Here is a 19650-nt window from a genome sequence, read left to right on the forward strand (position 1 = left end):
GAGCTCCCCGATGGTCGATCCCATCCCCGGTGCCGCCAGTCGCGTACCCCGCCACCCTGCCACACCCACCGGTCACCCCGCCGACCCCGCCCCGCCCCCCTCCACCCGCACCAACCCCACCAACGCCCGGTTGGTGCGGTTCGACCGCACCGCCGCCCGCTGCTGACCCGCCGTCACCTCGATGTACGTCTGCGACGACGCCAACGACGCATGCCCCAGCAACCGCATGATCTCCGCCGCGCTCGCCCCGTCCTCCGCCAACCGCGTCGCGAACGTGTGCCGCAGCGCATGCAACTGCGCACCGCGCGGCACCCGGTCGCTCACCCCCGCCCGCCGATAACAGGACTCCACCAGATACTGCAGGCCACCCCGGCGCAGCGGCTCGCCCCGCCGATCCACCAGCAGCGCCGAGTCCGGCCGCACCGACCGCGACCCGAACCGCCGGACCCGGCTGTCCAGGTACGCCACCAGCACCCGATCCAACTCCGGCTCGATCGGCACCACCCGCGGCCGGCCACCCTTGCCCGCCACGTCCACCCGGCGCTCACCGGGCCGCCCGGTCAGCGACGCCACCCGCAGCGCCAACAACTCCGACAGGCGAAGCCCCGCGCACAGCGCCAACGCCAGCACCGCCACGTCCCGTTCCGGCCACGGGTCGCGCTGCCGACCGTCCTCCCGGGACACCGCCGCGAGCAGCTGCTCCGGGGTGTCCTCGCCCCGCAGCGGCTTCGGCTGGGGGAGCGGGGCGCGGGGCCGGTCCACCGCCGGCATCGGGTTGCCCGCCACCACCCCCTCGGCGACCAGGAACGAGAAGAAGCTGTTCCACGTCGACCAGGCGCGGTGCACCGAGGCGACGGCGCGGGGAGCGGCGAACCGGGCGAACGCGGCCCGCATGACCCTGGGGGAGAGGGCCGCGACCGGGAGCGCGTCCGGCGGCAGGGGAGGGGCGATGGTCTCGCCGGCCAGGGCCGCCACCGCGCGCAGGTCCCGGCGGTACGCCTCCAGCGTGTGCGGGGACGGCTTGCGGGTGGCTCGGGCGGTCAGGAACTCCTCGATCAACGAGCGCACCGATTCGTCCTGTTTGTCATGCATAAGGGATATTATGCATGATTTTCGGGTTGTCGGCGACCTCAGAGAAGGGGATGGGGCCTACCCGCAGCGACCCTTCCCGGATCAGGCCGGGGCTCGTTCAGGTAGGTGAGGACGGCGCGGACGCGGCGGCTGGAGTCGTCGTCGGGGATGCGAGCTTGCCGAACATGGAGGTGGCGGTAGCTGGCCCTGCCGCTCATCAGCAGGGCCACCCGGAGCCAGGGGTGTTGGGAAGTGTCGAGCCAGGGCGTTGGGAAGTGCCGGCAGGAACTCCAGAGTCCGGGCACGGTGGCCCATGAGCGTGGCCGACACGGCGGAGGGGGCGAGGTGGCTACTTGACATAATGTAGATTATCGAATCGGCGAACGAGAGTGCCGTGAGCTGCAAGGACTCCCGCCCGAAGGCAATTCAGCCACTCGCGCGGCTGCGCCCGGTACCCGGCCGCCGAAACCGAGCTACTCCAGGCATCCCGTCAGCGGAGGGCGGGGCCGCATGTCCACTGGCGGGGGCCCCACCTGGCTTACCTCACCCCGGTGATCATGGAGTTATTGCCACGACACGCCCAGACTCAATGGCAATAACTCCATGATCACCGGGGTGAGGCGGGGTGAGGGCTCGGGGCGTGGAGCGAGCCTCAGGCGGAGAGTTTTTCGTCAGCTTTCGGGAAGAAGGCAGCATGCTTTCCGCACTCGACCGTCGGCCACACCGTCGCGCCGCCCGGGTACAGCCGTTGGCTGATTCTGCCGGCCGCGTTGGCGATCCACCTGTGCATCGGGCAGGTCTACGCAACCAGCGTGTACAAGAACTCGCTGATCGCCCACTTCGACGCGAGCCAGACGGCTATCGGGGTGATCTTCAGCATCGCGATCGTGATGCTGGGGTTGTCGGCGGCGGTGGCCGGTACGTGGGTGGAGCGCAACGGTCCGCGTAAGGCGATGTTCGTCTCGGCGTGCTTCTGGGCGGCGGGGTTCCTGGTCGGTGCGGTGGGGATCGCGACGGAGCAGTTGTGGCTGCTGTACGTGGGGTACGGGCTGCTGGGCGGGATCGGTTTGGGGATCGGCTACATCTCCCCCGTGTCGACGTTGATCAAGTGGTTTCCGGACCGGCCGGGCCTGGCTACCGGGTTGGCGATCATGGGGTTCGGGGGTGGCGCGATGGTGGCCTCTCCCCTGTCCCGGCAGCTGTTGTCGCTCTACGACCTCGGGCTACGACCCGGACGCCGTCGCGGGCGCAACGGCGTCGGGGGACGGCGATGGTGTGGCTGTTCGTGACGCTGGGCGTCGGCTACTTCGTGATCATGATGTTCGGGGTGGCGAACGTGCGGGTGCCGGCGGCGGACTGGCGGCCGGCGGGGTTCGAACCGGCGCGGGCGACGGCGAGGCCGATGGTCACCACAGCGAGCGTGTCGGCGGCGAACGCAGTGCGGACGCGGCAGTTCTGGTTGCTGTGGGTGGTGTTGTCTGCAACGTGACGGCCGGGATCGGGATCCTGGAGCAGGCGAGTCCGATGATCCAGGACTTCTTCCGTGAGGAGGGCGCGGCGGCGGTGTCGGTGGCGGCGGCGGGCGGTTTCGTGGGGCTGCTGTCGCTGTTCAACATGGGTGGCCGGTTCGTGTGGTCGTCGGCGTCGGACATGATCGGCCGTAAGCCGGTGTACGTGCTGTACCTGGGTGTGGGGATCGTGTTGTACCTGCTGCTGGCGTTGTTCGGGCAGGTGGCGACGGCGCTGTTCGTGTTGTTGGCGTGCGTGATCGTGTCGTTTTACGGGGGCGGGTTCGCCGCGATGCCGGCGTACCTGCGGGACCTGTTCGGCACGTACCAGGTGGGGGCGATCCACGGCCGGGTGTTGACGGCGTGGTCGGCGGCGGGGTTCGCCGGTCCGTTGATCATCAACGGGTTCCTCGACGCGAAGGGAGCGCCGGGGACGCTGACGGCGGCCGGGTACCGGCCGGCGCTGTTGACGATGGTGGGGGTGCTGGCGGTGGGGTTCGTGGCGAACCTGCTGGTGCGGCCGGTGCCGGAACGGTTTTACGAGCTGGCGCCCGCTGGTTCGGGCGGGGTGCAGGGAGGGATAGCGCGATGAGCAACGGTTCGTCCGGGCAGACCGGCCGGTTGTGGATCTCCTGGTTGCTGGTGGGTGCGCTGCTGGGGTACGGGGTGGTGCAGACGGTGCTGACGGCGGCGAACCTGTTCACGGGCTGAGGGGCACCGACGGGGTACGTACGTGGTGACCGGGGCTGCCTCGGGCAACGGACGACTGGCCCGCCTCGACGGGCCCGGCCGGGGTGATTCGCTACGTGCGGCGCGTCGAGGAATGGCGGGCCCGTCACTGACCTGGCGTGTCGGTCCCGGGGCTTCTCCCGCAGGTCGCCCGTCCGTGGCTTCCAGCCCCAGGACGAAAGGTGTCAGGGAGTTCTCATCTTCGTCAGGGCGATGAAGCCGCGCCATGCGGCCGGCGAGAAGGTCAGGGTGCCGCCCTCGCGGTTCTTCGTGTCGCGGACGAGGACGACGCCGGGCAGGTTGTCGGCGACCTCCACGCAGGCCCCGCCGTTGTTGCCGCTCCTGGTGCTGGTGCGCCACCGCACCCGGGTCAGGTCCATGATGCCGCCGCTTTCCTGATGAGGGCCAGAGACTGCGCCCGCGGCAGGGCCTCGCCGGTGATGCGCGCCAACCGCCGGTCCAGGGTAGCAATGTCGGCCGATTGGTCGAGGATCTGCGCCTTGATCTGACCGTCGACGTGGGACAGCCGGGTGCCGTCGGGCCTGTCCGCCAGGATGAACGGCCCGCCGAGTCCCCCGTACATGCCGGTCGTGGCGGGAACGATGTGCACCTGCACCGCGGGGAGCTGGGCGCACTCGGCCAGGTGTTCGCACTGTGCCCGCATCATGTCCCGGTCGCCTCCGGCCGTGCGGTGCAGGACTCCCTCGTCGATGACGGCCACCAGCAGCGGAGGCCGATCCCGGTGGAGCACGGCCTGCCGGGCGAGGCGCGCGGAGACGAGGTCGTCGAGTTCCCTGGCGGTGAGCGCCTCCCCCGCGAGGGTCGCCCGTGCGTACGCCTCGGTCTGGAGCAGGCCCGGGACCCAGGCCAGCTCGAACCACCGCAGGGACAGGGCCTCGCGTTCGATGTCGGCCCAGCGACGGAACCACACGGGCTCGCGGCGCTTCAGCGCGTCCGGCCATAGGTCCACGATCTCGCGGCCGAGGATCGCGGCGACCTGCGCGCGGTGCCGGGTCTGGGGAATACGTCCGGGGTTTGCCCATCGGGCGGCTGTCTTCGAGTCGACGCCGATCTGGGCTGCGAGGCTGTCGGCGGTCTCCCCCACTGTGGTCATGGCCTCGACGACGGCGTGGTTCATCCCGTTTCCTTTCAGGACATCCTGACTTGTCGGGGGCGATCTTTCTACGCGGTGTGATTGGTTCGCAACCGTCGGCGAGGTGGGTGTTGGAAATCGTCCGTCGCTGACAGACGGGGAGTCCGATGCGCCACCGGGAGATCACCGGGGCGGGGACGTGCTGCAACCCGCGCGGCGAGCCCGCAGTTCGTCGGCGCGATCGTCGTGCGGGTGATTCGGGAGTTGAGGGATCGGCACACGTACCACGGGTGGACCTGGGTTGAGGGCTACCAGCTGGACGTCCGGGGCGAGGCGGTGGCGAAGCGGGAGTTGTTCGTCCTGCGCGAAGGGCTGCGTTGGTTGCCGCCGGTCGCGCTACCGCCGGGCCGTCGGTCGGCGCGGGCGCAGCTGACCCCGCTCACCCCGGCGGCGCCTCCGGGTGGGCTGACCGGCCGGTTCGTGACGTGGGCGCGCCCGCGCGGGTAGACGGGGCGTACCCGCGTCAGAGGCCGCCGGAGACGCGTAGGACGGCGCCGGTGGTGTAGCTGGCGTCGGGGCCGAGGAGCCAGGCGATGGCGGCGGCGATCTCGTCGGGTTCGCCGGCTCGGCCGAGTGGGATGCGGCCGGCGGCGCTGTCGGCGCGGTCGGGTACGCCGGAGAGGGCGTGCAGGTCGGTGCGGACGATGCCGGGGGCGACGCCGTTGACGCGGATGCCGTGGGGGGCGAGTTCCTTGGCCAGGCCGACGGTGAGGGTGTCGGTGGCGGCTTTGACGGCGGCGTAGTGGACGTACTCCCCCGGGCTGCCGAGGGTGGCGGCGGCGGAGGAGACGTTGACGATGGCGCCGCCGTGGGTGAGGCGGCGGGCGGCTTGTTGGGCGCACAGGACGTACCCGATGAGGTTGACGTCGACGACGTGGCGCAGGTCGTCGGCGCGCAGGTCGGTGAGGGGGCCGATGGGGCTGGTGACGCCGGCGTTGTTGACCAGGCCGGTGAGGGGGCCGAGGTCGGCGGCGGCGTCGAAGAGGCGGGTGATGGCGTCGGGGTCGGTGGTGTCGGCGGGGACGGCGACGGCCTGGCGGCCGGTGGCGCGGATGTCGGCGACGACGGTGTCGGCGGCATGCTGGTCGCGGCGGTAGCCGATGGCGACGTGGTGGCCGTGGTGGGCGAGGCGGCGGGCGGTGGCGGCGCCGATGCCGCGGCTGCCGCCGGTGATGATGGTGACGGGATTCAATGGGTACTCCTCCCCCGGGTGCTGGTGGTGACGGTACCGGCGGGGGTGGTCGGTGGTGGTGGAGAGCGCGGTCACACCGGTGATCGCCTACGCTGCCGGCGTCGACTAGTGGAGGTGGGCGGGTGGCGGGTGTGCGGGTCGGTGACCTGGTCGAGGATTTCGAGTTGCCGGACGAGACGGGGACGCCGTGGCGGTTGTCGGAGTTCCTGGTGGTGGGTCCGGTGGTGTTGTTCTTCTATCCGGCGGCGATGACGCGGGGGTGCACGGCGGAGAGCTGTCACTTCCGGGACCTGGCGGCGGAGTTCGCGGCGGTGAGCGCGCAGCGGGTGGGGATCAGTCGGGACGTGGTGGAGAAGCAGGCGGAGTTCTCCCGGTTGCACGGGTTCGACTATCCGTTGTTGTCGGACGTGGACGGTGTGGTGGCGCGGCGGTTCGGGGTGTTGCGGCGGGTGCCGTTGGGGCCGTTGAGTACGCGGCGGATGACGTTCGTGATCGGTTCCGATCGGCGGGTGGTGGAGGTGGTGCACAGCGAGTTGGGGATGAACGAGCACGCGGATCGGGCGTTGCGCGCGTTGGGGGGGTGATCTTTCGGGTGTCGCAGTGGGCTGGTATCAAGGCAGGAATCAAACAGGTGTACGGAAGAGGGTTGTGATGGGTGCCGTGGGCCAGGGTTTGTCCACTGACGAGGTGCAGAGCATCCGGGAGGCGTTGGCGGCCGGCCGGAAGCCGAAGGTGGTGTTCACCTCGTCGGCGGGTCAGATCGCCGGCCAGGTGGGCCAGGTGGTGGAGTTGACCGATCCGTCGGTGTCCGACGAGTTCGTGGTGGTGCGGTTCGGTCGGGACGAGTTGCCGTTCTCCCCCGCCGACGTGGCGGTGGCGCCGCGGGGGGCGGGTCGGCGGGTGGCGGAGGTGAAGGCGGAGCCTGAGCCGGTGTCGCCGGTGGCGGAGCCGGAGTTCGTGCTGGACACGCCGCAGGTGCCGGCGGCGCGGCGGGAGGAGCCGATTGTGGAGCAGCAGCAGGTGGAGTCGAAGCCGCCGGCGCGGCGGCCGGTGAAGGCGGTGAAGCCGAAGGGGCCGGCGGGGTTGACGGTGACGTTGGCGTATGCCGACGGTGAGTGGACGGTGGCGGCGCAGCAGGGTGCGAAGTCGTTGGCGAAGCCGTATGTGGTGAAGCCGGCGGAGGCGTTGCGGATGGTGGCGTTGGTGGACGTTCCGGGGGTGCAGGAGGCGGTGGAGCAGATCCTGGGAGCGGAGCGGGCGGAGGCGGAGCAGCAGGCGGAGAAGTTGCGGGCGGAGTTGGCGGAGATCGAGGCGCGGTTGGCGGAGTTGCGCGAGGTGGGTTGATCGCGTCCGGTGTGCCTGTCCCCCGCCCCTCGTCGCCGTGTGCGGCGGGGGGCGGGGGCGTGTCGGGGGTCAGAAGTAGTCGTGTAGTTGGGCGGGGCCGCCGGCGGCGAGCAGGTCGAGGGGGCGGGGGTCGGCTGTGGTGGTGTGCAGCAGGCCGGTGTGTCGGAGGGTTTCGGCGTTGGTGGTGCCGGTGTAGAGCTGGGCGAAGCCGCGGACGGTCAGGTGTAGTGGGGTGTCGGTGGTGGTGCGGTGCAGTTCGGCGGCGCCGTCGGCGACGTCGAGGCGCCAGGTGCCGGTGTTCCAGTCGGCGAGGTGGTCGTGGAGGGTGAAGGTGACGGTGCCGCGGGCGTGGGTGGGCCAGCCGCGTTGGGTGACGGCGCGGGTGACGTCGACGGGTCGGTGCATCCAGGTGTCGCGGTGGTGTTCGCGGGTGGCTTCGATGGGCAGGTGGGCGGTTAGGGCGTCGCCGTCGAGCAGGGTGAGTCGCAGGGTGGGGGTGACGCTGGCCCAGGTGGCGAGGGTGCTGATGAGTTCGCGGGCGGCGTCGGCGGTGGTGGCGAGGACGTTGTCGACGGTGAGGACGGCGTCGGGGCCGTAGCCTCGGCCGCGGTTCCAGGTGGCGTAGCCGACGAGGTGGTCGTCGTGTTCGACGAGGGTGAGGCCGTCGGTGGGCAGGGTGTCGGTGGGGTGGTCGAACAGGGGGCCGCGGCGGGTGAGTAGGCCGTGGCGGTGGCGGGTGACGGTTTCGTAGAGGTTGGTGATGGCGGGTAGGTCGGCGGGTCCGCCGTCGCGGACGGTGAGGTGGGGGTTGGGTCGGTGTCGGGGTAGGGCGGCGGTGGGTAGGTCGAGGGTGCGTAGGGCTCCGGCGACCTCCCAGCCGCAGGCGCGGTAGGGGGCGGTGGTGGTGGGGAACAGGGCGCTGACGGCGGCGCCGCGGTCGTGGGCGCCGCGCAGGAGGTTGGTGAGCAGGGCGCGGGCGATGCCTCGGCCGCGGGCTGCGGGGGTGACGGCGACGCCGGCGACGTCGGCGGCGGACACGGGGCGGTCGTTCCACCACTGGTCGTGGTGCAGGTCGACGGCTTTGCCGAGGAGTTGGCCGGTGGGGTCGAAGGCGCCGTAGCGGGTCAGGCCGGGTGGGGTGGTGGTGGCGTGTGGTGGTGGGGTGGGGTCGGATCCGAAGGCGTGGCGGCCGAGGGTCCAGGCGGCGGTGAGGTCGTCGGGGGTGAGTTCTCGGACGTTGATGGTGGGCATCGGGTGACGGTAGCGGGGGGTGTGGTGCGGCTGCCTGGCTTTTGTGGTGGTGGGTGGCGGGGCCGGCGCGGTTTGTCGCGCCGGCCCGTTGTCTTGGTGGTGGTCAGTGGTGCGGGATGTGGGCGACGCCGATGCGCTTGCGGAACACCCAGTAGGTCCAGCCCTGGTAGGCCAGGACGATGGGGGTGAACACGACCGCCACCCAGGTCATGATCTTCAGGGTGTAGGGGGTGGAGGCGGCGTTGCTGGCGGTGAGGGTGCCGGTGGGGTCGCCGGTGGAGGGCAGCAGGTTCGGGAACAGGGCGGCGAACAGGGTGGCCACGGCCAGGGCGATGGCCACGGCGGTGCCGGTGAAGGCCCAGCCTTCGCGGCGGGTGTGGGCGGCGGCGAGGCCGGCGAGCAGGGCGAGCGCGGCGGCGGCGGCGAGGACGGTGGCGGTGGTGCTGGAGCGGATGGTGAGGGTCCAGGTGAGGAAGGCCACGGCGAGTACGGCGGTGCCGGCGCCGAGGCGTACGGCGAGGGTGCGGGCGCGGTGGCGGATGTCGCCGACGGTCTTGAGGGCGATGAACACGGCGCCGTGGGTGAGGAAGAGGGCGGCGGTGGTGGCGCCGCCGAGCAGGGCGTAGGGGTTGAGGAGGTTGAGGAGGCCGCCGACGTATTCGTGGTCGGCGTCGAGGGGTACGCCGCGCAGGATGTTGGCGAAGGCGACGCCCCAGAGGATCGCCGGGATGAGGGAGCCGAGGAAGATGGCGGTGTCCCAGCGGCGTTTCCAGGTGGTTTCTGGGCGCTTGTGGCGGTATTCGAAGGCGACGCCGCGGGCGATGAGGGCGAGCAGGATGAGTAGCAGGGGCAGGTAGAAGCCGGAGAAGAGGGTGGCGTACCACTCGGGGAAGGCGGCGAACATGGCGCCGCCGGCGGTGATGAGCCAGACCTCGTTGCCGTCCCAGACGGGGCCGATGGTGTTGATCAGGACGCGGCGTTCGCGGTCGTCGCGGCCGAGGACGGGTAGCAGCATGCCGACGCCGAAGTCGAAGCCTTCGAGGATGAAGTAGCCGGTGAACAGTACGGCGACGAGGAGAAACCAGATGGTCGTCAGTTCCACGGTGGGCTCCGGTCAGTAGGCGAAGGCGAGTGGGCGCTCGGCGTCGTCGCTGTCGTCGGTGGGTTCGGGGTGGTCGGTGAGGTCGGGTACGCCGGCGCGGGCGTAGCGGAGTAGGAGTTTGACCTCGATGACGGCGAGGGTGGCGTAGATGAGGGTGAAGGCGGTGAAGGAGGTGAGGACTTCGGTGAGGGAGACGCTGCGGGATACGCCGTCGCGGGTGAGCATCTCGCCGAAGACGATCCAGGGTTGGCGGCCCATCTCGGTGAAGATCCAGCCGAAGGAGTTGGCGAGTAGGGGCAGTACGGGCATGGCGAGGCCGGCGCGCAGCAGCCAGCGGCTGGTGGGGGTGCGGCCCTTGCGTTGTGTCCAGAGGACGAGCAGGGCGATTGCGGCGGCGGCGAGCCCGAAGGCGATCATGAAGCGGAAGCTCCAGTAGGTGACGGGGATGATCGGGGTGTAGCTGCCGGCGCCGTACTGGCTGGCGTACTGGGCCTGAAGGTCGTTGACGCCGTGGACGGTGCCGTTGGGGTCGCCGGTGCCGAGGTAGGACAGCAGGTAGGGGATCTTGATGGCGAAGATCTCGCGGCTGCCGTCGAGGCTGCCGATGGTGAGTACGGAGAACGAGGCGGGGCTCTCGGTGGTGTAGAGGCCTTCGGCGGCGGCCATCTTCATCGGCTGCACCTCGGTCATGATCTTGCCTTGGATGTCGCCGGTGATGACCACGAGTGCGGAGGAGATCAGGACGACCCAGGAGCCGAACTTGGTGGCGAAGCGGTAGGCGGGGGTGTCTGTGCTGTCGCGGTTGCGGATGACGTGGTACAGGCCGACGGCGACGACGAGGGAGCCGGCGACGAGGAACGCCCCGGCGAGGGTGTGCGGGAAGGTGATCAGGGCGACCTTGTTGGTGAGTACGGCGAGGAAGTCGGTCAGTTCGGCACGGCCGGTGTCGGGGTTGATCCGGTAGCCGACGGGGTTCTGCATGAAGGAGTTCGCGGCGAGGATGAAGTAGGCGCTGAGGTTGGTGCCGATGGCGGCGGCCCAGATGCTGGCCAGGTGTAGGCGTTTGGGTAGGCGGTCCCAGCCGAAGATCCACAGGCCGATGAAGGTGGATTCGAGGAAGAAGGCGACGAGGGCCTCGATGGCCAGGGGGGCGCCGAAGATGTCGCCGACGAAGCGGGAGTAGTCGCTCCAGTTCATGCCGAACTGGAATTCCTGCACGATGCCGGTGACCACGCCCATGGCGAAGTTGATCAGGAAGAGCTTGCCGTAGAACTTGGTGAGTTTCAGGTAGCGCTCGTTGCCGGTGCGGTGCCACAGGGTTTGCAGGATGGCGACGAGGACGGACAGGCCGATGGTCAGCGGCACGAACAGGAAGTGGTAGACGGTGGTGACACCGAACTGCCAGCGGGCGACGTCCAACGCGTCCACCTGGAACCCCCAGCCTTTCATACTACGAGACGTAGTAAATACTACCGGGTGTCGTAGAGGAATCGGCAGGGTCGGAGGTCCCGAGCCGGCCCGGGACCAATGACCTCGATCACCTCTGCCGCCCAACCCACCCGCGTGCGCCGGGCGGGCGCACCGCCGTGGCGGCGACGTGCGACCATCGAGCGCTGATGGACACCCCGACCAACCCCTGGCGGCCGCCCCTGATCTGGCGCGGCGCCCAGCTGTTCGCCCGTGCCGTCGTCGGCGCCCTGGCCCGCCTCGAGGTCAGCGGCGACGTGCCCGACCGGCTGCGCCGCGGCCCGCTGATCCTGGCCGCCAACCACCTCAGCCCGTTCGATCCGGTGGTCCTCGCCGCCGCCTGCCGCGCCCGCGGTGTGGCACCCCGGATCATGGCCACCGGCGGCCTGTTCCGCGCCCCGCTCGTCGGCGCCGCCATGCGCCGGGCCGGGCACCTGCGCGTCGACCGGGGCACCGACGCCGTGCACCGGGCCCTCGACGACGCGGCCAGAGCGGTGGCCGACGGCTCGGTGATCCTGGTCTACCCGGAGGGTCGCATCGGCCTGGACCCCGGCCTGTGGCCGGAACGCGGCAAGACCGGCACCGCCCGGCTCGCCCTCGCCTGCGGCGCCGCGGTGGTGCCCGTCGCGCAGTGGGGCTCCCACGAGGTGCTGCCCTACCGGGCCCCGAAGGGCATGCTGCGCGCCGTCGCCCGGGCGGTGCGCCGCCGGCCGGTGGTGAGGGTGCACTTCGGCGCGCCCGTGGACCTGACCGGCGTCGACCCCGCGGCCCCGGGCGCGGCCCGCCTGGCCACCGACCGGATCATCGACGCGATCACCGACGGCCTGGTCCCGCTGCGCCCCGACGAGCCCGACCGGCCCCGGCACGTCGACCCGGGGCGTCCCAGCGACACCAGCCGCTCCCACCGGCGCGGCTGACGGCCCTGACCCCGGTCGTGTCGGGCGTCCCGACGCGACCGGGGTCGACGGGGTCAGCCGACCGGTTCCAACGCCACCACCGGGATCACCCGGCCCGCCCGGGCCTGGTAGTCGGCCCAGCCCTGGTCGGCCTGCGCCGCGCGGGCGAAGGCCCGGTCCCGCTCGTCGCCGGTGAGCACGACCGCCCGGGCCCGCCAGGTCGACGTCCCGTCCTCGACGGTGACCAGCGGATCGGCCCGCAGGTTGCGCATCCACTGCGGGTCGCGGGGCGCTCCCCCGGCGGAGGCGATGACCAGTACCCGGCCGTCCTCGCCGGTCACCTGGCCCACGGGGGTGGTGTGCGGGGCGCCGGTGCGCGTTCCGGTGGTGGTCAGCAGCAGCAGTCGGGCGCCCTCGAACCACCCCCCGACCCGGCCGCCGTTGGCGCGGAACTCCTCGATGACCTGCTGGTTGAAGTCGTTGGGCATGCGGTGTCCGTTCTTCAGACTCGGTGCCCGCCCCGCAGGGCGGGCGATGGTGAGGGGAAGTCGCGCGACGGCGGTCGCGGGGGCGCGTCGCGCGCGGAAGAGGGTGAGGTGACGCGGGGAAGATGAGCCGCCCGCACGGGGGCGGTGGAGGTCACTCACGCACGGCGGGCCGCGGGCCCACCCGGCCCTCACGCCCCGGCCGGGTGCCCTGTCCGCTCGTGGCCCATGGCCGACCCGGCAGTCACGACGGCCAATCTAGTGCCGTCCCCGGGCCGCTGGCAACGCCCCGGCCCCGACGCCGTCGTCGGTCGGGGCCGGGGGGGCGCACCCGAGCGCCGGGTGGCTGACCTGGCCGGCGTCCGCCCCGGCGGCGGGTGATCCCCGGCCGGTCACCCATCGGCCACCGCGACCGGGCATACTGCCCACCGTGCAGCCCCGCTCCGGCTACCTCGACGCGCCCGCGCCGCTGGCGTTCGCCCACCGCGGGGGCGCGGCCCACGGCGACGAGAACACCGCCGCCGCGTTCGCCCGCGCCGTCGACCTGGGCTACCGGTACGTCGAGACCGACGTGCACAGCACGGCCGACGGTGTCGCCGTGGTCTTCCACGACGCCACCCTGCGCCGGGTCACCGGCCAGCCGGGGCGCGTCGCCGACCTGCGCTGGGCCGACCTGGCCTCGGTGCGTGTCGGCGGCGCCACCGTGGTGCCCCGCCTCGACGACGTCCTCGCCGCCTGGCCGGACGTGCGGTTCAACATCGACGTCAAGGCCGACGGGGGCATCGAGGCGACCGTCGCCGCGCTCGGCCGGGCCGGCGCGGGCGACCGGGTGCTGCTGGCCTCGTTCAGCGACTCCCGGCTGGCCCGGCTGCGGGCACTGACCGGCGGGCGGATCGCCACCGGCCTCGGCATGCGCGGGGTGGCCCGGCTGCGGATGGCGTCCCTGCACGGCCGGCCGCTGCGGCTGCCCCCGTCGGTGGTCGCCGCCCAGGTCCCGCCCCGCTACGGCCGGATCCCGGTCGTGGACCGTCGCTTGATCGCCTACGCCCACCGGCTCGGACTGCACGTGCATGTCTGGACGATCGACGAACCTGCCGAGATGCACGGGTTACTTGATCTTGGAGTGGATGGCATCATGACCGATCACGTCGGCGTGCTGCGCGACGTCTACCGCAGCCGCGGCCACTGGGCCGCCTGAGAACCGGCGGAGGAAAACCCCCATGGCCGAGACCGTCACCCCGACGGTGGACAACCCCCCGCCGCCGGCCAGCACCGCCCGGGAGCGGCGCGGCTGGTACCTCTACGACTGGGCCAACTCGGCCTTCCAGACCACCGTCATCACCGTGTTCCTCGGTCCGTTCCTGACCACCGTCACCGAACTGGCCGCCGGCTGCGAGCTCGGCGCCGACAGCTGCGACGGCTACGTCCACCCGCTGGGCATCCGGGTCGCCGCCGGCTCGTACTACCCGTACCTGATCTCCCTGTCGGTGTTCCTGACGGTGTTCGTGCTGCCGGTGGTCGGCGCGGTGGCCGACCGGTCGGCGCACAAGAAGCGGCTGCTCGGCGCGGCGGCGTTCACCGGCGCCGGGGCGACCATCGCCATGGCCCTCGTCACCGGCGAGCGGTACCTGCTCGGCGGGGCGCTGTTCCTCGTCGCGAACATCTCCTTCGGCGCCGCCGTGGTGGTCTACAACTCGTTCCTGCCGCAGCTCGGCGGCCCCGACGAGCGCGACGGCATCTCCAGCCGCGGCTGGGCAATCGGCTACCTCGGCGGCGGGGTGCTGCTGGCGGGCAACCTGATCGCCGTGACGATGCTCAGCGAGGACGGCAACCCGCAGCGCACCCTGGACCTGGCCCGCTGGTCGATCGTGTCCGCCGGCGTGTGGTGGGCGGTGTTCACCCTGGTGCCGCTGCGCTGGCTGCGTGAACACCCTGCCGCGGCGGCGCTGCGCGGCGGCGGCAACGTGCTCACCGACGGGTTCCGGCAGCTCGGCCGCACCCTGCGGGAGGTCAAGGCGTACCCGCTGACCCTGTTCTTCCTGCTGGCGTTCCTGGTCTACAACGACGGCATCCAGACCGTGATCACCCTGGCCAGCCAGTACGGCACCGAGGAGCTGAAGCTGGGGCAGAGCACCCTGATCACGACGATCCTGCTGGTGCAGTTCCTCGCCTTCGGCGGCGCCCTCGCCCTCGGCGCCCTCGCGCGGCGGATCGGGGCGTGGAAGACGGTGCTGCTCAGCCTCGTGCTGTGGACCGGTGTGATCATCGCCGCGTTCCGGCTGCCCGCCGAGGCGCCCCTGCCGTTCATGATCCTCGGTGGGGCGATCGGTCTGGTCCTCGGCGGCAGTCAGGCGCTGAGCCGGTCGCTGTTCAGCCAGCTCATCCCCGCCGGCAAGGAGGGCGAGTACTACGGCTTCTACGAGATCAGCGACAAGGGCACCAGCTGGCTCGGGCCCCTGGCGTTCGGGCTGGTGTTCCAGCTGACCTCCTCCTACCGGGTGGGTCTGGTCTCCCTGCTGATCTTCTTCGTGGTCGGGTTCGCGCTGCTGGCCGCCGTGCCGATCCGCCGCGCCATCGTCGCCGCCGGCAACACCCCGCCGCGGGTGCTGTAGCGCGCCAGGCCGGTGCGTGGGTCCCGTGTCCCCGGGGCCCACGCACCGGACTGATCGTCCGACGTCGATGGGCTAGGCTGCCCCGACGTGACCGACGACGCCGCTGCCGCCCCGATCTGCCTGGCCCGGCCCCTCCCCGGCCCGGACGACACCCGCGCCGGCTGCGCCGCCGCCCGGGGGGTCGACGGCCGGCCGCTGCACGCCGCCGCGTTGAAGTTCTTCTGGGGGCCGATGGACTGCGGAAAGTCCACGATGGCGTTGCAGATGAACTACAACCACGCCCGGCAGGGCCGCCGCGGCCTGGTCACCACCCGCATCGACCGGTCGCTGGGCCCGCAGGTCACCACCCGCATCGGCCTGGCCCACTCCGCGATCGAGGTCACCGACGGCCTCGACCTGCGCGACCTGGTCCGTGACTCCTGGGCCGAGGGGGTCCGGGTGGACTACCTCATCTGCGACGAGGCGTCGTTCTACGACCTCGAACACATCGAGCAGATGGCCGAACTGGTCGACAACTACGACGTCGACGTGTACGCCTTCGGCCTGGCCACCGACTTCCGGTCCTGCCTGTTCCCCGCCGCCCAGCGGCTGTTCGAGCTGGCCGACTCCGTCGCCCGCATCCAGGTGGAGGTGCTGTGCTGGTGCGGCCGGGAGGGGCTGCTCAACGCCCGCGTCGTCGGCGGCCGGGTCGTCCGGGAGGGCGAACAGGTCGTCATCGGCGACACCGTGGACACCGCGCAGGTGCGCTACCAGGTGCTGTGCCGGCGGCACTACCGCGCCGGGGACCTCGGCGGCCGGTAGCGGCCCGCCCGCGCCGGCCGGTCAGTACGGGTCCCCGCACACCCGCCAGCCGTCGGGCTCCCGCACCACCGGCAGCTCCCGTGGTTCGCTGCCGCCGCCGTCGCGGGTCAGCCGCACCGCCACCGTGCCCCGGGGACGGCCGCTGCGGGTGGCCACCGCCACGTCGGTGATCTCGTAGCCGGTGATCTGCGGCGGGGTCCGCAGCCACGCCGCGAAGCCGGCCGGGCTCCACCGGCTGCGAGTGTCGGCGCACAACCGTCCGTACGCCCGGTCGGCGTCGCCGGTGGCCACCTCCCGCAGGAACCCGTCGGCGGTCTCCCGCACCGGGCCGCTGGACCCCGTCACCACCTGCACGTTCCACGCCCCCAGGCCGGCCACCCCGACCAGGCACAACCCCAGCCCCGCGCCGGCGGCCAGCAGCCCGGTGCGCACCGGCCGGCGGCGCCGGGCCGGTCGGTTCCACGACTGCTCACCGCCCATCACCTCCGACCGTAGGCGGCCGGCGGCCGGCCCGCAGCAACTCGCCCCCGGTCGCCTCCCGGGCGCGCATCGTCTACCGTCGGCGCACACCCCGACGCGAGCGCCCCCGGAGGCGAGACGATGACCCGTTACGTGCAGCCGGTGCCCACCCCCGACGACCCGTACACCGGGGACCGCCTCCTGCGGTCCTGGCTACACCGGCAGCTCGGCGCGGACGGACACGCCGCCGCGCAGGACCGGCTGAGCGACCTGGCCGCCGACGTGACCGGGCCGCTGCGCGCCGCGCACGCCGACGCCGAGGCCCACCCGCCGACCCTGGTCCGCTACGACCCGTGGGGCGCCCGCGTCGACCGCGTCGACACCTCCGCCGGCTGGCAGGCCCAACGCGCCGCCGCCGCCCGGCACGCCGTGGTCGCGCTGCCCTACCTGGAGTCGGCGCGCGGCACGTGGGGCGCCGCCGCCCGCGTCGTCCAGCACGCCCTGCTGCACCTGTACGGGCCGGAGTCGGCCACCTTCACCTGCCCGGTGGCGATGGCCGACGGCGCGGCGGCGCTGCTCAGCCTCCCCGAGGTCGACGCGGGCATCCGCGAAGCGTGGCTGCCCCGGCTCACCTCCACCGACCCGGACACCGCGATCGTCAGCGGGCAGTGGATGACCGAGTCGCAGGGCGGCTCCGACCTGTCCCGGTCCACCACCACCGGCCGGCCCGCCGCCGACGGGTCGTGGCGGCTGACCGGGGAGAAGTGGTTCTGCTCCGCCGCCGACGCCCCGATGGCGGTGGCCCTCGCCCGGCCGGAGGGCGCCGGCCGGGGCAGCCGCGTGCTCGCCCCGTTCCTGGTGCCCCGCTACGCCGCCGACTCGCCGCTGGCCGGCACCACCGCCGCCGCCGACGCGCCGGCGCCCGGGGTCACCGTGCACCGGCTCAAGGACAAGCTCGGCACCTGGGCAGTGCCGACCGCCGAGATCGGGCTGCGCGACGCGTACGCGCTGCCGCTGGGCGACCCGGCGGTGCCCGGCCTGGTCCGGGCGATGACCCTGGTGGTGGTGACCCGGGTGCACAACGCCGCCGCCGCGGCCGGCGGGATGCGCCGCGGCCTGACCTACGCCCGCGCGTACGCCGACGCCCGCACCACAGCCGGCGGGCGGCTGGCCGACAACCCGCTGCACCGGGGCACCCTCGGTGCCCTCGCCGTCGACGCGGCCGGCGCGTTCGCCCTGACCGGGCACGCGTTCGCGCTGCTCGGGCGGGTGGAGGTGGGCGCCGACCCGGACGCCGCCGCCGAGCTGCGGGTGGTCGCCCCGCTGGCCAAGCTCGCCACCGGCCGGCTCGCCGTCAGCTCCGCCAGCGAGTACGTGGAGTGCTTCGGCGGCGCCGGATACGTCGAGGACACCGGCGTGCCCCGGCTGCTACGCGACGCGCAGGTCCTGCCGATCTGGGAGGGCACCACCAACGTGCTCGCCCTGGACGTGCTGCGCGCCGTCACCCGCGAGGACGCCGGCGCGCCCCTGCTGCGCCGGCTGACCGCCGCGGCGGACCTGGCCCGGCCGCTGTCCCCCGCGCTGGCCGACACCCTCGCCGCGGTCGCCGGGGAGCTGACCGTGGCGCTGGCCGACGTCACCGCCGACCCGCAGGCCGCCGGGGTGGTCGCCGGGGCGCGCGGGCTGGCGCTGCGCCTGGCGGCGGCGCTGACCTGCGCCCTGCTGGTCGAGCACGCCGCGTGGGGCGACGAGCAAGCCGAGGTGGCCGCCCGGCTGTGGGCGCGGCGGCGGCTGCGCCACGAGGACATCGCCGGCGACGCCCACCAGCACCTCGACCTGCTCTGCTGAACGCCCGGACGCCGGTGGCGCGCCCGGGCGCGCCGGGCCGCCACCGGCGTCAGGCCCGGCGTCGGGCCCGCGCCGCCCAGATCACGTACGCCGGGTCCCGGTCGAGGTTGTGCCGGTCCCGGTCGTAGCGCCGGGTGGTCCTCGGGTCGGCGTGCCCCATCGCGTCCTGCACGTCCTCCAACGGCACCCCCTCGGCGCGGGCGGTGGTGGCGAACGCGTGCCGCAGCGAGTGCGGGGACAGCTTCGCCCACGCCGGGATGCCGGCGGTGCGGGCCAACCGGCGGATCAGCCGGAACACCGAGTGCCGGTCCAGCCGGGCGCCGGTCGCGGTCACCAGCAGCGGCCCGGTCAGCTCGGGCACCGTCACCCCGGCCGCCGCCGCCCGCTCGGCCAGGTAGGCGTCCACCGCGTACGCGGTCGACGGGGTCAGCGCCCGCCGGCGCGGTTTGCCGCCCTTGCCGACGAAGCGGACGCTGCGGTGTCCCCGCTCCGCGCCCAGGTCGGCCAGGTCCAGCGAGACCAGCTCACCCACCCGCAGCCCCAGGTCCGCCAGCAGCGCCACGGCCGCCCGGTTACGCGCGGCGGTCGGGCCAGCCTCGGCCTCCGCGGCGGCCAGCAGCGCGTCCACCTCCTCCGGGGTCAACCCCACCGTCGCCGAGTGGTCCCGGTCGATGCGGGGCCGGTCGGCGCCCGACACCGGATTCGCCTCGATGGCCTGGAGCTTGAGCAGGAAGTCGTACCAGCTCGACAGAGCCGACAGCTTGCGGGCCACCGTCGCCGGGGTCAGCGGCCGGCCGCTGCGCGCCGCCGGGGTGCCCTCCAGTTCCCGGCCGTAGGTGTTGACGTCGAGGAAGTTCACCCGCAGCGGGTCCAGTTCGCGCGCGGCGCACCAGGCCAACCAGCCGGCCACGTCCCGCCGGTACGCGTCGCGGGTGTGCTCGGACAGCCGCCGGTTGCGTAGCCACGCCTCGGTGAAGTCACCCGGCCCGACCCCGCGCAGGGCCGGACGGGCCGCACCACGCGAGGGCACCGGAAACTCGGGACGCGACATGCGAGAAAGACTCTCAGCCCCCGGTCGGATCGGCGGTGAGGCGCGCCCGGCCGTTTCCCCGCCCTTCCGCAGGGTCATCTCCACCACGTCCCGGCTGCCGGACACGACCTTCAAACCGGTGATCCTCGGCGGGGCGGCAGGCGGGACGCGTCGAGCAGCGCCTCGGTGCCGAAGTTCGGGCCGATCGCGTCGATCCGCAGGTCGACCGCCCGGGCGGGTCACGGACCGGTCCGCCAGTACACCCCGCCCTCCCGGGCCAGCAGCGACTCGTCGACCAGGTGGCGGCGCAGCGTCACGTGGTCGGACCCGCCCCCGTCGCACCAGGCCCGCAGGAGCTCGTCGACGGCCCGCTCCGGATACCGCACCCCGGGCTCGAACGACCGGGCCGCGATGTGCTCCAGCAGGTGCCGGCGCCGGCCCCGCTGCGCCGGCAGCCGCACCAGTACCCCGTCGCGCAGGAAGGTCCGCAGCACCGTCGCGGCCGGCGACGGTGCCGGCGCGACCGGATCGGCGGTACGCGTGCGCGCCAGCTCCCGCAGCCGCGCCTCGTCGACCCGCAGGCCCGTGGCCTCGTCGACGACCAGGCCGGCGTCGGTCAGCCGACGCGTGGCGGTGTCCCGGACGGACAGGCCGGTGCGGGCCGCCACGGCGGCCAGGGGTGCGGGGGCGCCGGCCGTACGA

The 19650-nt window shown here is 72.9% G+C and carries 23 protein-coding genes; 12 read left to right on the plus strand and 11 right to left on the minus strand.

The annotated features are described in order from the left end of the window. Positions 1-72: 72 nt before the first annotated feature. Complete coding sequence (locus OOK41_RS18815) at positions 73-1092, minus strand: tyrosine-type recombinase/integrase (RefSeq protein ID WP_266266121.1); 1020 nt, start codon at positions 1090-1092, stop codon at positions 73-75. Between the two features lie 749 nt (positions 1093-1841). Here OOK41_RS18815 and OOK41_RS18820 point away from each other — a divergent pair. Genes OOK41_RS18820 through OOK41_RS18835 form a run of 4 tightly spaced genes read left to right on the plus strand, consistent with a single transcriptional unit; the run spans position 1842 to position 3290 of the window. Next, a complete protein-coding gene (locus OOK41_RS18820) occupies positions 1842-2360 on the plus strand; it encodes an MFS transporter (protein ID WP_266266122.1) in 519 nt (172 codons plus the stop codon). Beyond that, positions 2345-2560, plus strand: a complete 216-nt coding sequence (locus OOK41_RS18825) for a hypothetical protein (RefSeq protein WP_243639935.1) — start codon at positions 2345-2347, stop codon at positions 2558-2560. The genes OOK41_RS18820 and OOK41_RS18825 overlap by 16 nt, the downstream gene beginning before the upstream one ends. Then, positions 2557-3171: an MFS transporter gene (locus OOK41_RS18830; RefSeq protein ID WP_266266123.1), complete on the plus strand. Its 615-nt coding sequence runs from the start codon at positions 2557-2559 to the stop codon at positions 3169-3171. Before OOK41_RS18825 ends, OOK41_RS18830 begins: the two co-directional genes overlap by 4 nt. After that, the gene (locus OOK41_RS18835; protein WP_256371549.1) at positions 3168-3290 is read left to right on the plus strand and encodes a hypothetical protein; all 123 of its coding nucleotides are present in this window, start codon (positions 3168-3170) and stop codon (positions 3288-3290) included. The genes OOK41_RS18830 and OOK41_RS18835 overlap by 4 nt, the downstream gene beginning before the upstream one ends. A 203-nt stretch (positions 3291-3493) precedes the next feature. Here OOK41_RS18835 and OOK41_RS18840 read toward each other — a convergent pair whose 3' ends face one another. Both OOK41_RS18840 and OOK41_RS18845 read right to left on the minus strand, forming a co-directional pair. Next, positions 3494-3688: a DUF397 domain-containing protein gene (locus OOK41_RS18840; RefSeq protein WP_266266124.1), complete on the minus strand. Its 195-nt coding sequence runs from the start codon at positions 3686-3688 to the stop codon at positions 3494-3496. Further along, the gene (locus tag OOK41_RS18845) at positions 3679-4446 is read right to left on the minus strand and encodes a DUF5753 domain-containing protein (protein WP_266266125.1); all 768 of its coding nucleotides are present in this window, start codon (positions 4444-4446) and stop codon (positions 3679-3681) included. Before OOK41_RS18845 ends, OOK41_RS18840 begins: the two co-directional genes overlap by 10 nt. A 207-nt stretch (positions 4447-4653) precedes the next feature. On the opposite strand from OOK41_RS18845, the gene OOK41_RS18850 reads away from it, so the two are divergent. Further along, positions 4654-4908, plus strand: coding sequence for a hypothetical protein (locus tag OOK41_RS18850; RefSeq protein ID WP_266266126.1), 255 nt, complete (start codon positions 4654-4656; stop codon positions 4906-4908). Positions 4909-4924: 16 nt separating this feature from the next. Here the strand turns inward: OOK41_RS18850 and OOK41_RS18855 are convergent, their stop codons facing one another. Continuing rightward, positions 4925-5653 carry an SDR family NAD(P)-dependent oxidoreductase gene (locus OOK41_RS18855; RefSeq protein ID WP_117670647.1) on the minus strand — a complete coding sequence of 243 codons (729 nt, stop codon included), beginning with the start codon at positions 5651-5653 and terminating at the stop codon, positions 4925-4927. A 122-nt stretch (positions 5654-5775) separates the two neighbouring features. Between OOK41_RS18855 and OOK41_RS18860 the strand changes: the two genes are divergently transcribed. Together OOK41_RS18860 and OOK41_RS18865 are read left to right on the plus strand one after the other, a co-directional pair. Next, complete coding sequence (locus tag OOK41_RS18860) at positions 5776-6237, plus strand: peroxiredoxin (protein ID WP_323136179.1); 462 nt, start codon at positions 5776-5778, stop codon at positions 6235-6237. 67 nt (positions 6238-6304) lie between these two features. Then, the gene (locus OOK41_RS18865; protein WP_117670649.1) at positions 6305-6997 is read left to right on the plus strand and encodes a hypothetical protein; all 693 of its coding nucleotides are present in this window, start codon (positions 6305-6307) and stop codon (positions 6995-6997) included. 69 nt (positions 6998-7066) lie between these two features. On the opposite strand, the gene eis is transcribed toward OOK41_RS18865, so the two are convergent. From eis to OOK41_RS18880, 3 genes are all read right to left on the minus strand, one after another. Then, positions 7067-8239, minus strand: a complete 1173-nt coding sequence (gene eis / locus OOK41_RS18870; protein WP_323136264.1) for a GNAT family N-acetyltransferase — start codon at positions 8237-8239, stop codon at positions 7067-7069. 112 nt (positions 8240-8351) lie between these two features. Further along, on the minus strand, positions 8352-9350 hold the full coding sequence (gene cydB, locus OOK41_RS18875) for a cytochrome d ubiquinol oxidase subunit II (protein ID WP_266266128.1): 999 nt from the start codon (positions 9348-9350) through the stop codon (positions 8352-8354). Positions 9351-9362: 12 nt separating this feature from the next. Then, entirely contained in the window at positions 9363-10778 is a 1416-nt protein-coding gene (locus OOK41_RS18880; protein WP_266266129.1) for a cytochrome ubiquinol oxidase subunit I, read from the minus strand. Positions 10779-10966: 188 nt separating this feature from the next. Here OOK41_RS18880 and OOK41_RS18885 point away from each other — a divergent pair, with 188 nt between their 5' ends. Beyond that, positions 10967-11734, plus strand: coding sequence for a 1-acyl-sn-glycerol-3-phosphate acyltransferase (locus OOK41_RS18885; protein WP_266266130.1), 768 nt, complete (start codon positions 10967-10969; stop codon positions 11732-11734). Between the two features lie 53 nt (positions 11735-11787). Here OOK41_RS18885 and OOK41_RS18890 read toward each other — a convergent pair whose 3' ends face one another. Beyond that, a complete protein-coding gene (locus OOK41_RS18890) occupies positions 11788-12201 on the minus strand; it encodes a nitroreductase/quinone reductase family protein (RefSeq protein WP_117670467.1) in 414 nt (137 codons plus the stop codon). 427 nt (positions 12202-12628) lie between these two features. Between OOK41_RS18890 and OOK41_RS18895 the strand changes: the two genes are divergently transcribed. The 3 genes from OOK41_RS18895 to OOK41_RS18905 all read left to right on the plus strand — a co-directional run bounded on the left by OOK41_RS18895 (position 12629) and on the right by OOK41_RS18905 (position 15611). Next, positions 12629-13396 carry a glycerophosphodiester phosphodiesterase gene (locus tag OOK41_RS18895; RefSeq protein WP_266266131.1) on the plus strand — a complete coding sequence of 256 codons (768 nt, stop codon included), beginning with the start codon at positions 12629-12631 and terminating at the stop codon, positions 13394-13396. A 22-nt stretch (positions 13397-13418) separates the two neighbouring features. Continuing rightward, a complete protein-coding gene (locus OOK41_RS18900; RefSeq protein WP_117670471.1) occupies positions 13419-14810 on the plus strand; it encodes an MFS transporter in 1392 nt (463 codons plus the stop codon). 87 nt (positions 14811-14897) lie between these two features. After that, positions 14898-15611 (plus strand): thymidine kinase, encoded by a 714-nt coding sequence (locus OOK41_RS18905; protein WP_117670473.1) that lies wholly within the window; start codon positions 14898-14900, stop codon positions 15609-15611. A 21-nt stretch (positions 15612-15632) separates the two neighbouring features. Here OOK41_RS18905 and OOK41_RS18910 read toward each other — a convergent pair whose 3' ends face one another. After that, entirely contained in the window at positions 15633-16091 is a 459-nt protein-coding gene (locus OOK41_RS18910) for a hypothetical protein (protein ID WP_266266132.1), read from the minus strand. A gap of 120 nt (positions 16092-16211) precedes the next feature. Here OOK41_RS18910 and OOK41_RS18915 point away from each other — a divergent pair, with 120 nt between their 5' ends. Continuing rightward, positions 16212-17918, plus strand: coding sequence for an acyl-CoA dehydrogenase family protein (locus OOK41_RS18915; RefSeq protein ID WP_266266133.1), 1707 nt, complete (start codon positions 16212-16214; stop codon positions 17916-17918). 49 nt (positions 17919-17967) lie between these two features. On the opposite strand, the gene OOK41_RS18920 is transcribed toward OOK41_RS18915, so the two are convergent. Further along, complete coding sequence (locus OOK41_RS18920; RefSeq protein ID WP_266266134.1) at positions 17968-18969, minus strand: tyrosine-type recombinase/integrase; 1002 nt, start codon at positions 18967-18969, stop codon at positions 17968-17970. Between the two features lie 218 nt (positions 18970-19187). Continuing rightward, on the minus strand, positions 19188-19616 hold the full coding sequence (locus OOK41_RS18925; RefSeq protein WP_266266135.1) for a DUF2087 domain-containing protein: 429 nt from the start codon (positions 19614-19616) through the stop codon (positions 19188-19190). Between the last annotated feature and the right edge of the window lie 34 nt (positions 19617-19650).

This window comes from Micromonospora sp. NBC_01655 (assembly GCF_026339755.1).
In the GTDB taxonomy this organism is placed as follows: Bacteria; Actinomycetota; Actinomycetes; order Mycobacteriales; family Micromonosporaceae; genus Micromonospora.

Coding starts and splice junctions, on each gene's coding strand:
- OOK41_RS18835 (WP_256371549.1), top strand. CDS start 3,168: ATGAGCAACGGTTCGTCCGGGCAGACCGGCCGGTTGTGGATCTCCTGG.
- OOK41_RS18840 (WP_266266124.1), bottom strand. CDS start 3,688: ATGGACCTGACCCGGGTGCGGTGGCGCACCAGCACCAGGAGCGGCAAC.
- OOK41_RS18885 (WP_266266130.1), top strand. CDS start 10,967: ATGGACACCCCGACCAACCCCTGGCGGCCGCCCCTGATCTGGCGCGGC.
- OOK41_RS18910 (WP_266266132.1), bottom strand. CDS start 16,091: ATGGGCGGTGAGCAGTCGTGGAACCGACCGGCCCGGCGCCGCCGGCCG.
- OOK41_RS18865 (WP_117670649.1), top strand. CDS start 6,305: ATGGGTGCCGTGGGCCAGGGTTTGTCCACTGACGAGGTGCAGAGCATC.
- OOK41_RS18915 (WP_266266133.1), top strand. CDS start 16,212: ATGACCCGTTACGTGCAGCCGGTGCCCACCCCCGACGACCCGTACACC.
- OOK41_RS18890 (WP_117670467.1), bottom strand. CDS start 12,201: ATGCCCAACGACTTCAACCAGCAGGTCATCGAGGAGTTCCGCGCCAAC.
- OOK41_RS18920 (WP_266266134.1), bottom strand. CDS start 18,969: ATGTCGCGTCCCGAGTTTCCGGTGCCCTCGCGTGGTGCGGCCCGTCCG.
- OOK41_RS18815 (WP_266266121.1), bottom strand. CDS start 1,092: ATGCATGACAAACAGGACGAATCGGTGCGCTCGTTGATCGAGGAGTTC.
- OOK41_RS18845 (WP_266266125.1), bottom strand. CDS start 4,446: ATGAACCACGCCGTCGTCGAGGCCATGACCACAGTGGGGGAGACCGCC.
- OOK41_RS18900 (WP_117670471.1), top strand. CDS start 13,419: ATGGCCGAGACCGTCACCCCGACGGTGGACAACCCCCCGCCGCCGGCC.